Origin of the sequence: Bdellovibrio sp. (assembly GCF_036384735.1) — a bacterium.
Taxonomy (GTDB): domain Bacteria; phylum Bdellovibrionota; class Bdellovibrionia; order Bdellovibrionales; family Bdellovibrionaceae; genus Bdellovibrio.
This window is the reverse complement of record NZ_DASVLT010000050.1, coordinates 1-12,485: the sequence shown is the minus strand read 5'-3', so window position 1 is coordinate 12,485 and position 12,485 is coordinate 1. Positions and strand designations below refer to the sequence as shown.

Annotated in this window: 14 protein-coding genes and 1 other RNA gene; 5 read left to right on the top strand and 10 right to left on the bottom strand. The window is 44.4% G+C overall.

What is annotated here, in order from left to right; all coding sequences use genetic code 11:
* Position 1: 1 nt before the first annotated feature.
* The 3 genes from VF412_RS15500 to VF412_RS15490 all read right to left on the bottom strand — a co-directional run bounded on the left by VF412_RS15500 (position 2) and on the right by VF412_RS15490 (position 1,891).
* A complete protein-coding gene (locus VF412_RS15500) occupies positions 2–223 on the bottom strand; it encodes an exodeoxyribonuclease VII small subunit (RefSeq protein ID WP_331340168.1) in 222 nt (73 codons plus the stop codon).
* Between the two features lie 2 nt (positions 224–225).
* Positions 226–1,581 (bottom strand): exodeoxyribonuclease VII large subunit, encoded by a 1,356-nt coding sequence (gene xseA, locus VF412_RS15495; protein WP_331340167.1) that lies wholly within the window; start codon positions 1,579–1,581, stop codon positions 226–228.
* 91 nt (positions 1,582–1,672) lie between these two features.
* Positions 1,673–1,891: a hypothetical protein gene (locus VF412_RS15490; RefSeq protein WP_331340166.1), complete on the bottom strand. Its 219-nt coding sequence runs from the start codon at positions 1,889–1,891 to the stop codon at positions 1,673–1,675.
* 78 nt (positions 1,892–1,969) lie between these two features.
* Between VF412_RS15490 and ssrS the strand changes: the two genes are divergently transcribed.
* The 4 genes from ssrS to VF412_RS15470 all read left to right on the top strand — a co-directional run bounded on the left by ssrS (position 1,970) and on the right by VF412_RS15470 (position 4,851).
* A non-coding RNA gene (ssrS, locus tag VF412_RS15485) (6S RNA) lies at positions 1,970–2,147 on the top strand.
* A 157-nt stretch (positions 2,148–2,304) separates the two neighbouring features.
* Positions 2,305–3,900, top strand: coding sequence for a hypothetical protein (locus VF412_RS15480; RefSeq protein ID WP_331340165.1), 1,596 nt, complete (start codon positions 2,305–2,307; stop codon positions 3,898–3,900).
* Positions 3,860–4,312 (top strand): hypothetical protein, encoded by a 453-nt coding sequence (locus VF412_RS15475; protein ID WP_331340164.1) that lies wholly within the window; start codon positions 3,860–3,862, stop codon positions 4,310–4,312. Before VF412_RS15480 ends, VF412_RS15475 begins: the two co-directional genes overlap by 41 nt.
* On the top strand, positions 4,294–4,851 hold the full coding sequence (locus VF412_RS15470) for a hypothetical protein (RefSeq protein ID WP_331340163.1): 558 nt from the start codon (positions 4,294–4,296) through the stop codon (positions 4,849–4,851). The genes VF412_RS15475 and VF412_RS15470 overlap by 19 nt, the downstream gene beginning before the upstream one ends.
* A 53-nt stretch (positions 4,852–4,904) precedes the next feature.
* Here VF412_RS15470 and VF412_RS15465 read toward each other — a convergent pair whose 3' ends face one another.
* The 7 genes from VF412_RS15465 to VF412_RS15435 all read right to left on the bottom strand — a co-directional run bounded on the left by VF412_RS15465 (position 4,905) and on the right by VF412_RS15435 (position 11,424).
* Positions 4,905–5,432 carry a hypothetical protein gene (locus VF412_RS15465; protein WP_331340162.1) on the bottom strand — a complete coding sequence of 176 codons (528 nt, stop codon included), beginning with the start codon at positions 5,430–5,432 and terminating at the stop codon, positions 4,905–4,907.
* Between the two features lie 162 nt (positions 5,433–5,594).
* Positions 5,595–6,155, bottom strand: coding sequence for a NifU family protein (locus VF412_RS15460; protein ID WP_331340161.1), 561 nt, complete (start codon positions 6,153–6,155; stop codon positions 5,595–5,597).
* Entirely contained in the window at positions 6,152–7,381 is a 1,230-nt protein-coding gene (locus VF412_RS15455) for a SufS family cysteine desulfurase (protein WP_331340160.1), read from the bottom strand. The genes VF412_RS15460 and VF412_RS15455 overlap by 4 nt, the downstream gene beginning before the upstream one ends.
* Complete coding sequence (gene sufD, locus VF412_RS15450; RefSeq protein ID WP_331340159.1) at positions 7,381–8,667, bottom strand: Fe-S cluster assembly protein SufD; 1,287 nt, start codon at positions 8,665–8,667, stop codon at positions 7,381–7,383. Before sufD ends, VF412_RS15455 begins: the two co-directional genes overlap by 1 nt.
* Before the next feature lie 30 nt (positions 8,668–8,697).
* Positions 8,698–9,450 (bottom strand): Fe-S cluster assembly ATPase SufC, encoded by a 753-nt coding sequence (sufC, locus tag VF412_RS15445; protein WP_349259016.1) that lies wholly within the window; start codon positions 9,448–9,450, stop codon positions 8,698–8,700.
* A 65-nt stretch (positions 9,451–9,515) separates the two neighbouring features.
* Positions 9,516–10,979 carry a Fe-S cluster assembly protein SufB gene (gene sufB, locus VF412_RS15440; protein ID WP_331340157.1) on the bottom strand — a complete coding sequence of 488 codons (1,464 nt, stop codon included), beginning with the start codon at positions 10,977–10,979 and terminating at the stop codon, positions 9,516–9,518.
* Positions 10,972–11,424 (bottom strand): Rrf2 family transcriptional regulator, encoded by a 453-nt coding sequence (locus VF412_RS15435; protein WP_331340156.1) that lies wholly within the window; start codon positions 11,422–11,424, stop codon positions 10,972–10,974. Before VF412_RS15435 ends, sufB begins: the two co-directional genes overlap by 8 nt.
* Positions 11,425–11,598: 174 nt before the next feature.
* Here VF412_RS15435 and VF412_RS15430 point away from each other — a divergent pair.
* Positions 11,599–12,485, top strand: an 887-nt coding sequence (locus VF412_RS15430) for a hypothetical protein (protein WP_331340155.1), incomplete at its 3' end; no start/stop codon positions are given.

The window sequence follows — 12,485 nt, the reverse complement described above, 5'->3', positions numbered from 1 at the left end:
ACTATTCCTCTGGAGTAAAGTCTTTTGTCGTCGCATTTCCGTTTGCATCAACGCTCATCAAAAGTTTTACTTTTGTTTCAGCTTCATTCAAACGTGCATGACATTCGCGGGAAAGCTTCACGCCTTCTTCGAAAAGCTTCAAAGAATCTTCCAAAGCAAGATCGCCTTTTTCCATTTTCTGAACGATCTCTTCAAGACGTCCTAGTTTTTTCTCGAAATCCATTTTTAATCCTCCTTCACGCTGTCAACTACAGCTGTGAGTGAACCTTGAGCCAATCGGATATCAAGAAGGTCACCCTTCTTTACTTGGTCCGCTGATTTAATAACCTGTTTATTTTTTGTGACAATAGAGTAACCGCGATCCACGACCTTCAGTGGGCTTAACCCGTCCAGCATCGCCATCACACGACCCATGCGTGCCTTTTTCTTTTCGATGGCAAAAAGAAGCGCCTTCTCTGACCTTGCAGAAAGATATTCTAGTTCCTTCTGACGACGATCAATCACATCTTGAGGAGTCCCCAAACGTTGCGAAGCCAATTCAACTTTATGACGACGAGTCGCCACCAGGCGATCCATTGCGAGCTCTAAGCGAGTCAGCAAATCATCATTGCGAAGTTCAAGATCTTGCAAACGACGTTGCGGATCCACCAAACGTTTTGAAAGACCTGTCATCTTTTCACGAAGATATTTTAAACGCTTTTCCAAAGACATGTACAGCATGCGCTCGGATGCTTTTACCTTTGTTGCAAGCTCTGTCGAACTTTTCGCAACAAGCTCTGCTGCTGCCGATGGCGTCGGCGCCCGTAAGTCCGCAACAAAGTCAGCAATCGTGAAATCAATTTCGTGCCCTACAGCCGAGATGATTGGAATTGGACTTGCGGCAATAGCCCGAGCAAGCTTTTCGTCATTGAAGCACCACATGTCTTCAATAGAACCACCACCACGACCTACAATAATGGCATCCACATCGCGCAACTTAATAGCTTTCGCTAAAGCCTCACAAATTTGCGGAGCCGCCGCCTCCCCTTGCACGACAGTTGGAACAACTGTGACTTGAATAGATTTAGCACGACGAGAAAGTACATTCATGATGTCACGAATCGCAGCCCCTGTCGGCGAAGTCACAATAGCAATGTGGCGAGGGAATGTTGGAATAGGACGCTTTCTCGCGGCATCGAAAAGGCCTTCAGCCTTCAGCTTCATCTTCAGTTGCTCGAAAGCCTTTTGCAAGGCTCCGGCACCAACCGGTTCCATCATCTCGCACATGAGTTGATAATTACCGCGCGGTTCATACACAGTGATTCGACCGCGAACAATCACTTCCATGCCATCCGTCGGCTTGAATTTCAAACGTGCATTGTGACCACGGAACATCACCGCAGTGATTTGCGATTTAGAATCTTTCAAACTGAAATAGAAATGTCCCGATGTATGAGCTTTGAAATTTGAAAGCTCACCACGCACCCAAACCTGACCAACTTGTCCTTCAAGAAGTTGTTTGATGTAGACGTTCAGTTGTTCAACGGAAAGAACCGAAGGTTCGCTAGACTTCTCTACAAGAGCCGCCTCACCCAGAGACATTTGGGCGCTGAAATCGGATTTTCTGAGAGGTTGATTTGGTGTGTCTGACATAGGGACTGACGCTAGTGGCAGCCCCTGGAGGAGTCAATACTCAGAGCGACGAATACCAGATATTCTGCGCGGCCCAAAGACCACCGACAAAGAAACACATCCAGCCAAGATTTTTGTGTCGTGAAAGATTAGCAAAAGCCTCGCCCATGCGCTCCTGTCCAACGCGCGCCAGATAAGGGTTTTCCAGCACAAACACCATGAACAGTCCATAGAAAAAAACGATGAAGGGGAAAATAAAATCTAACTTTTGAGGTGTCATAAGCAATTTATCGGCGCTTTACGGAAAAGTAAGAGTCCGGTTTGATTGACGAGATTTAAGTTCATGCTAGAATCATGTCTAGAGGTTCGGCGGCGTAAAGCTCATCGAAATTAAACCTTACAAGCATATTTTTGGGGACTGTCCCTGGCAATGGTGTGCAAGCTCAGCTCGTACTGAGAAGCCTAAAGTCGCTATCATGGTCACCCACCTTAGCTAAAACAGGTTTATGTTTCAGAGTGGCCTTCGAGCCTTTTTTTATTTCTAAAATGCCTCTCTGAGTTTTCCAGTTTTTCGAGATAAATTCTCAATCTGAGACACTCCTGAAAACAACTTGGACAATTTCGCGAAAACATTCCCGACCGATTTCCTTCGTCCCACATACAGAGCATGTTTCTTGGACCCGATAAGTTTCCATGCGGTTTCATTGGCTATGGAAAGTCATTTTCATCTCTTGGGCTTTGGCATTTTCAGGTTGTAGCAACAACTTCGCTGCCAATGATTTCGCATCTTCAGGACCAGCGGCGAGCGAATCAGAATATAATGTCGATCCGATCTCGATCAGCAATCCCCTTCATGTAAAAATCAAAGCGAAGTTCTATTATCGCGAGCTGACCTTTGACGCAAACGATGCCTCTATCAGCGGATTGGGCTCCGTAACGACATCCCCAGTAGCGATTCCTTTTGCCGAATTTCATGTTTTCGATTCTTTGGGAACTCAAATTCAAAGAGGCGAAACTGATACAAGCGGAATAGCTTCATTCGATATTCCCAAGACTCCGGGAACCTACACGCTGACTGTCTATTCACGTGCCTATAATGATTATGTGAAGGTCAGTGTGCTGCAAGATACTTATGCAAATCAACCGTATTCTATTTCAAAAGATTTTACGATCGCGTCTTCTGATATCGCTGCCGGTACAAAAGATTTATCTGTCTCAACGTCACCTTCAGACATGGTTCTCGCTCAGGCCGATGAAAAAGTCGCACCAAAACTAGAGGGCGGAGCATTCAATATTTTCTTCGATATCTTGCTTGCAAATGAGTACATCAGAAATCAAATCGGAAAAAATATTATGGTGTCGGGTGCTCCCTCTACGGTGGCAAACGAGTGGTGGGTCGCCGACAAGGTCACGGTCTATTGGAAGATGGGATTTAATCCGCGCTCTTACTTCTCTAACGACGGCGCAGGTCTTTCATTCTATAGCACTGGCACGAACAAATTGTATATTTTGGGCGGTCTTAACGGAGACGTGAAAACATCAGATACCGACCACTTTGATGACTCGATCATTCTTCACGAATACGGTCATTTTCTTGAAGACAACTATGGCAGCACAGGTTCACCAGGAGGTTCACATAACGGAAACTTTGTTATTGATCCTCGCCTTGCATGGAGCGAAGGATGGGCCAACTATTTCCAGGCCGCCGTCTTGTCTGGAGCGTCGAACGCTTCAAATTCTTTAGCGGATGGTCACATTCCAACAGACTCTCATTTTCATTACTACGTCGATACTATTGGATACAAATCCAGTTCCAGCGACAGCGCGGCCGGTATCGGGATCGCGTTCGATTTGACTTCGCCGGGAAGCTCTTCAACTTATGACAACACGGCCGCTGACATAGCAGGTACAGGAACTTTCCGAGAACTTTCTATTTCACGAACTTTATATAAATCATCTCGTTCTTCGAGTGAGACTTACGCTACGGGAAAAAATGGTGGCGGCATTTCTTTCTCGAAAATTTGGATGACTTTTTCGGGGGAAGATAAAGCGACTTCAAAAGATCGCAGCAATCCAACTGCGACAAGCTTACGCGACAAAAATACCTATCCAATTCCCAATGCGGGTCTTTTCAATTATTTGCTTTCACAAAATGCGACAATCACAACGGACTGGACAAATATTCTGACCGAGGAAAAACAAAAAGCCTCTACCGCTGACTATGCTTTTTATGTCGATACAACGGCCAGTGGCACTTGCAACTTTAGCTTCACAGGACCGAAAACTTGAAATCGTAAATCCATCAACATCGGTTCAGTCATCAAATCAACAGACTAATAATGACTTCTTCCTGTACTATCATGATGGCAGTCAAAGTGAAAATATCACCCTGACTTACACTCGTGGCGGCTCAGCGAGTTTAGATTTGGATCTGATCATCTATAAGAAAGACTATATCTATTTGGAGGATGTCTATGTAGCCGCTGGCTACAATTCCTCTTCCATTGCGACTCAAAGCCGCAGAATCGCAAGCCTTGACGGAGGCGCAGAATCTGTTTCTATGGCTGGCCTTGCTACCGGTTGGTATTTGATCAACGTGAAGGTCAATGTTTACAATAATAATACCACCACAGGAATTAATGGCACAGCCTCTTATACACTTACTAAAAACGGAGTCGCCCTATGCGCAAAAGAACGTTAGCCCTTCTTGCCATGATCATTGCGCTGTGTGCGAGCCGACTTTTCATGGCGCGTGCAGGAAGCCATCGTGAACCCGCGATGGATCGGATCAGTACAAAAGCCATCCCTCAGGAATCGTCTAAGCACCTTCAAGCCATTAAGGTTCAAATTGAAAAGCCTAAATCTATTCCTGAATCTGGCGACGAAGAAGTCACGTTAGTTGGAAAAATTTCTGTTCATCAAAAGATTGAAGGCGATATCACCTACAACTGGGTTTTACCAGAAGGCGTGGAAAACGTTGAAGGCGAAATCAGTGACGGTATCACGGGCATAGAACCGGGTAAAGACGTCGAAGTAAAAATCGTTGTCACCGGTTTCAATAAAGAAAAGCAAAGTTTGATCGCCCTTCAAGCCTCTGTCCCTTATGGAAATTCGCGTTTAGGAAATGCGACAATCATCTCGAGTCGTCCCGAAGACACATGGGAATCCGTCGCACCACAAATGCAAAAAGCTGCGGAAGAACACGCTGGCTCGAAGGCTTATCGTCCTCATAGCGAATAGAAAACCCACCGAGTTCGTCAGTGGGTTTTACCATCTACATTTTAAAATTTAAATTAGAAAGTATCGCAGTTAACTGCCGTATTGCAGAACATGCCGCTGTATTGATTGTTACAAGCTTTACGAGCGTTATACTCAGCTTCAATCAGCGAAGAACCTTTTCCAGTGAAAGTTGTGCCGTAAGAAGAAGCGTTCAACATACAAACCGCACCGTTGATGCGAGCACTTGCTTGAGGATCATCACAGTTAACTTTCTTACAGAACATGCCGCTCAAAGAAGCTTGGCAGGATTGAAGAGCCGCTGCTTGCGCTTCAATACGAGTGTTACCTTTACCAATGAACACAGTACCATAGCTATCGGCAGTCACCATACAAGCTATGTCTTTAACAACTGGAGGAGCCGGCGGAAAATTGTTTCTTTCAAGATTCGACATACGTTGATTCAATTCATAAACTTGTCTTTCAAGATCAGCCACACGTTGATCGATATCGCGATGGCCTGCTTGATATCCGCCGCCTCTAACGATGTCGGCAGAAGCCATAGTAGAAATTAAAAGCAAAGCCGCAACAAAAAGACTTTTCATAAACACTCCTTATTTTTTGTTCGAAGGGGTGCTTGCCAAATCTCTGCCAAGATAAAAGGACCTTAAAATAGAATAGGCAGGATTTCTCCTGCCTATTACTTAGTCACGCATTCCAAAGTGTCACTCCAGCATCCAATTTAACAGAGGCGGAATGCCTTAAAATTACAAAGGAATAACCTCAATGGTCGGATTGAATTGATCACGAAGGATGCCCTCGATCGCCATCAGAGTTCCTGAAGTAGCGCTCGGGCAGGTACCACAAGCACCCTGATAGAATACATAAAGTTTATTGTCTTCGTACTTTACAACATCCAAGTCGCCACCGTCACCTTGAAGGCCTGGGCGAACTGTATGATCCAAAATCTCCTCAATTTGCTGCATCTCTGGTGATAAACCAGCACGACGCATTTTCTTTTCATCAGCCTGTGTTTGGTTCGGATTATGCGCCGGCATTCTTGTCTGAATCACAGCACAAACATTTTTCTGCACCTCTTCAGGATCTGCATCGAAACTGTGAGTGATCGTAATTACGTTTTGGAAAAAGTGAACTTGACGGACGCTTTCCACTTGGAAAAGTGCAGAAGCAAGCATGCTTTGCTCAGCTTCTTTCATGTCCGCATAAGTCGCTTTTCCGTCATTCAAAACAGGACGATCTAAAACAAATTTCCACGCATTTGGATTTGGAGTCGCTTGAATGCGAATCAAAACATCTTGAGTACTCATAACAACATCTCCCGAGCTTTCGCTACGGCTTTCACTAAAGCATCAATATCATCGTGATTATTATAAACAGACAAGGAAGCACGAACAGTTCCGGGCACTCCGAGGCGAGCCATCAAAGGCTGCGTGCAATGGTGGCCAGCGCGAACCGCAACACCCTCTTGATCAAGGATTTGTCCCACATCAGAGTGATGAGCTCCTTTAATATTAAAAGAGACAATCGGCCCCTTGTTCGCCGCCATTCCATAGATTTTCACGTCTGGAATCGCGAGCAATTTTTCCGTCGCATATTTTAATAGATCCATTTCATATGCATGAATCTTATCAAAACCAATGCGATGAACGAAATCAATGGCGGCATGCAATCCCACGGCACCTTCAACGTGCGGAGTTCCTGCCTCAAAACGGAAAGGCACATCGTTGTATGTCGTCTTTTCGATCGTTACTTTTGCAATCATACTGCCGCCGCCTTGATACGGAGGCATTTGCTCAAGCAAAGCCTTCTTACCAAACACAGCACCAAATCCAAAAGGACCGAAAAGTTTGTGAGCAGAGAAAACAAAGAAATCACAATCGATGTCCTGAACATCCACTGAAATCTGAGAAACAATTTGCGCACCGTCGATCAAAACTTTCGCGCCAGCATCATGAGCCAAGCGAGTCAAAAGTTTCATATCTGTGTTCGTACCAAGTACGTTGGAACTTGCTGTGAAAGCGACGATCTTCGTTTTAGAAGACAATTTTTTCTTAAAATCTTCTAAATCCAATTCGCCGTTTTCCAAAATACCAGCCGCTACAACTTTAGCGCCGACTTGTTCTGCTAACATTTGCCAAGGAACGATATTCCCGTGGTGCTCCATCTCAGTAATCAGAATTTCGTCACCGGCTTTTAAACCCACATGGCCCCAGGTTTGCGCAACCAAGTTCACACCTTCCGTCGTTCCGCGAACGAAAATAATTTCGTCAGAACTAGAGGCATTCAAGAACTTCGCAACACTGTGACGAGCGCCTTCAAACCCCTGAGTCGCAACATCACCCAAATAGTGAGCGCCACGATGAACGTTTGAAGTTTCGTAGGAATAAAAATGAGTGATACGATCGATGACAGACCGAGGCTTCAAGGTCGTCGCACCACTATCAAGATAAGACAATTTTTTACCGTGGACCTTTTGGGTCAACGCGGGGAATTCCTCGCGCACTCTGGCAAAAATCGCGTTTAGGTTCTCCATTAATGAGACTCCACATGAAGACGTTTAAACGCTTCATCTAAATGACGAGTTAACCAATGCTGAATTGTCTCGTCAGAAATTTTGTAAATCACTTCCGACAAGAAGCCATAAGACAACATCGGAATCGCCTGTTTTTTTGGAATCGCACGAGATAGCAAATAGAAAAGCTCTTCGCGATTCAATTGACCTACCGTCGATCCATGAGCCGCTTTGACATCATCCGCATAGATTTCAAGGCAAGGCTTACTATCTGCTTCTGCTTTTGAACTTAGCAGCAAATTGTTATTCAACTGAGCAGAGTTTGCTTTCTGCGCATCTTTTTGAATCAAAACTTTTCCAACAAACGCTGCCTTTGATTCGCCATCAAGGATACCTTTGTACAGTTGATTTGTATTGCAAGTACCGACCTGGTGATCGATCACAGTCGTATTGTCGACGTGTTGTTTGCCATGAGTCGCATACACACCCAACACTTCTGCATTCGAGCCAAAGCCTTTAAGTAAAACATCAAGGCTATGACGAGAAAGACTAGCGCCGGTTGCGAAAGCCATGCTTTCTACTGTCGCGTCTTTTTGCAAAGTGATACGCGTGCGACCAATGTTGATTGCTGATTCACTTTCAGCTTGAACGCGCACGTAAGTCACTTTCGCATTATCAGCGACATGCAAATCAAACACAGAGTTCACAAAATAAGTTGTATTCGCTTTACCGTAATGACTTTCAAGGACACGCACTGAAGAACGATTCCCCACATCCAAACGAATGCGTGGATGAACCATCAATGCCGGGCCACCTTCAGAAGACGTGAAGAACACGAAATTCACAGGTTTTTCCACAGACGTCTCTTTCGCCAATGTTAAAGCGAAAGGTTTTGTCATGTAAGCACCATTCAAAGCATCGAATGAATCATGAAACATCGTTGGGTATTCAGAAAGCTCGCGCAAAGTGAATCCCGCTGGCAATTCTGAAGACAATGTCTTGTTTAAAACGCCGTTGAAGAAAACAATATTCGTGAATTCAGGATTCAAGATCTTTTGAATCTCGGTCATTGTTTCGTGGCTTGGCTGTACAGGATTCAAAGCACTTGGCGCAAAGTTGGCTTCACCCAAGGCTTTAACACTGGTATAGTGCCAGTCTTCATCCTTACGAGTCGGAAGACCTTTTTTCGAAGCATAATCAAACGCCGCCTGACGGAAAGAAGCCAACGCCCCTGCCGCAGGATTTGTCTGATTAAATTTTTCGTATGTCGAAAGTAAATTCATAAATTCTTTCCTACTTCGGCCCACTCCGACGAAGTCGGAGTGTAGACCAGCAAGCTAGTTGATCAACCAGTCGTAACCTTTGTCTTCAAGCTTCAAAGCCAAAGAACTATCGCCTGTCTCAACAATTTTTCCACCCAACAAAACGTGAACGTAATCGGGCTTGATGTAATCCAAAAGTCTTTGATAGTGAGTCACCATTACGATCGCATTGTCTTTACGACGAAGTTTGTTCACACCCTCAGAAACGACACGCAAAGCATCGATATCAAGACCTGAATCCGTTTCATCAAGTAAAGCCAAACGCGGAGACAGCACTGCCATCTGCAAGATTTCGTTTTTCTTTTTCTCACCACCAGAAAAACCGGTGTTCACTGGACGGTCCAAGTACTCGGGCTTCATGTTCACAAGTTTCAATTTCTGAACTAGAAATTCACGGAACTCCCCTTCAGGCATTGGCTCAGAACCTTGATGCTGCAATACAGAGTTAAAAGCGGTGTGTAAGAATGTGAAATTCGAAACACCCGGGACTTCAATTGGATATTGGAATGCCAGGAAGATACCCTCTTTGGCGCGCTCGTCTGGCTCAAGATCCAAAAGGTTTTTCATTTGAAAATTGATTTCGTATTTCACTTCGCCCGCAGTCACTTCATAAGCAGGGTGACCCGCCAAAACTTTTGAAAGAGTCGATTTGCCAGAACCGTTTGGTCCCATAATCGCATGAACTTCACCCGGCTTGATCGTTAAATTCAAACCCTTAAGGATTTCTTTTTCTTCAACTCGCGCATGGAGGTTTTTAATTTCTAACATCTTACTCGCCTTCATATTCAAACATCATTTACACTCTGCATCGCAAAAAGGTACGGCGTACCTTTTTATCCGACGGAGTTTTCTAGTTTCATTTCGATTAATTTCACTGCTTCAACGGCGAACTCTAGTGGGAGTTCTTTGAAGACTTCTTTGCAGAAGCCGTTGACTAGCATTGAGATTGTTTTTTCCATATCGAGACCACGAGATTGCAAGTAGAAGATTTGATCTTCTGAAATGCGCGAAGTTGTTGCTTCATGCTCGAGAGTCGCCGTTTTATTTTTTACTTCAATGTACGGATACGTACTCGCACTGCACTTATCACCCACAAGCATCGAATCACACTGTGAATAGTTACGTGCATTTTCCGCAGAAGGCATGATCTTCACCTGACCGCGATAGCAGTTCGATGATTTATCAGTCGAAATACCTTTCGAGATGATCGTGCTCTTTGTGTTTTTACCGATATGAATCATCTTCGTACCAGTATCTGCTTGCATCAGATCGTGAGTAAGTGCCACAGAATAGAACGCGCCTTCAGAGCCATCGCCTTGTAAGATACAAGATGGATATTTCCAAGTGATCGCAGAGCCTGACTCCACTTGAGTCCACGAGATTTTTGAATTCTTACCAGCTGCTTTTCCACGTTTCGTCACGAAGTTGTAGATACCACCGCGACCTTCTTTGTCGCCCGTGTACCAGTTTTGAACTGTGGAATATTTAATTTCTGCATTATCCAAAGCCACTAGTTCAACTACGGCCGCGTGAAGTTGGTTTTCATCACGTTGTGGCGCTGTACAGCCTTCAAGATAATTTACGTATCCGCCGTCATCGCAGACAAGCAAAGTTCTTTCGAACTGACCTGTGTCTTTCGCGTTGATACGGAAGTAAGTTGAAAGATCGATCGGACAACGAACGCCTTTCGGGATGTAACAGAAAGATCCATCTGTGAAGACGGCCGCATTCAAGGCCGCATAGTAATTATCTGTATAAGGAACCACAGATCCCAAATACTTTTTCACCAGTTCCGGATGTTTGTGGATCGCTTCAGAGATAGAGCAGAAGATCACTCCCGCTTCATCAAGAACCGCTGTATGCGTTGTACCCACAGAGACAGAGTCAAACACCACATCAACTGCGATACCAGAGATGCGTTTTTGTTCGCTCAATGGAATACCAAGTTTTTCGAATGTCTTTACCAATTCTGGATCCAGATCTTCGATAGACTTTGGCTTGTCAGCATCAGTTTTTTTCTTTGGAGCCGAATAGTAACGAATCGCCTGAAAATCGATCTTTGGATAAGATACTAAAGCCCAAGTTGGCTCAACCATCGTCAACCAATGGCGGAATGCTTTCAAGCGATATTCAAGCATCCACTCTGGTTCATTTTTCTTTGAAGAGATCAAACGAATGATATCTTCATTCAATCCCAATGGAACTTCATCAGTTTCAATATTTGTTGTGAAGCCGTATTTGTATTCATAACTGTCTTGAACAGCTGTTGATGATGAGGAGTTGTTCTTACTATCCATTAACAACCACCTCAGATTTTTTCGCTGGCATTGCTGCTCTTTCTACAAGGAGATCTTTTAAGCTCACGCTTTTGTAGAACTCCGTCAGTTTGAGGTTCAGATTCGTGATTGGAGAAACGATGTTGCAGGTCTTTTGAATTTCACAAGGTTCTTCCTTGTGCAGGCATTTCACCAAGGCCGTTGGGCCTTCGATAATTTCCACAAGATCATGAATGGAAACTTTCGCAAGATCCTTGGTGATTTGATAACCGCCGTTGGCTCCATATTCGGCGCGAAGAATGCCGCCTTTTTGAGCCATCTGTTGCATCACCCTAGCTGTCGCATCAAAAGGCGTATGGAAAGAGTCTGAAACTTCTTTTGCAGAAGTTAGCTCTCCTGGAATTTTCTGGCTCATGTACTTCAGAGCCATTAACGCGTATTCGAGTTTGCGATTGATTTTATTCATGATTTTCCTAAAGCGCCTGGCGCTATTACTGTCTTGTTATCTAATAGAAAGCTAAATGAAAAACAAGGCGAAATACGCCTAATTTTAGCGTATTTAAGATCATGACAGGAATCTTTCCGCGAGTTTTGAAAAAATGTGCTGATTCCAATATATTAGGGTGCTATACGAAGGCCTATGAGAATTATTTTAGCAACACTCCTAAGTGCAATTGTGATTGGTGTTCTTATTACGGCAGCCCGTATTTGGGGTTTGGGACAGAAATTTCCTGAATTCGACAGCCCGTTCTTCGCCGGTCAAACTCCTATTATTATAGTGAAAGCCGATACTTTGGCGAAAGTGGATGAGGTTTTGAAGCTAAAACCTGACGCTGTGATCTGGGCCGATGTGCGCATGAGCAAAGGCAAAGTGCCTTTCGTTCTTCCGCCTTCTCGCGACATGGAATTCCTTAAATCGAAAGAGGAACAACAAAAAGCCAATCCAACAACGCCAATTATGCAAGGCGGGAAATTGTCGGATTACTCTTGGGAGCAGATTAATGAGTTCTACAAAGAAACTCCGGCTCTTAAGGAATTTTACGATAAATTTCCAACGACTCGCTTCGTTTTGAATATCGTTGATAACGTCGCTGACGTTCAGTCCTCAGTTGTAAATGCAATTCAAGATTATAAGCCGGATGGTCGCACACTTGTGACCAGCGACGCTTTGGTCATCATGGAGGCCGTGAAAGAGTTAAAACCAACATGGGTCTACGGCACAAGTCTTCCAGATATTATGAGACTGTTGAGCTTTGATTCTTTATACGTTTTGCCTTCGACTCAATATAAAGGTGACGTGTTCATCGCTCCGTTCACTGTTTTGGATGGTCGTCGTCCGGCATTTAATGACGATATCATCCAGGAAATGCGTCGCCGTCACAAACGCATTTACTTGGGACCTGTGACAACGGAAAAGCAATTCATCACAGCTCGCGACTATAAAGTCGATGGCTATGTGACTGAAAATCTACCACAACTTTTGCAGTGGTTGAACGCTGCCCCTGCGGCGACAGCGAATGAATCTAC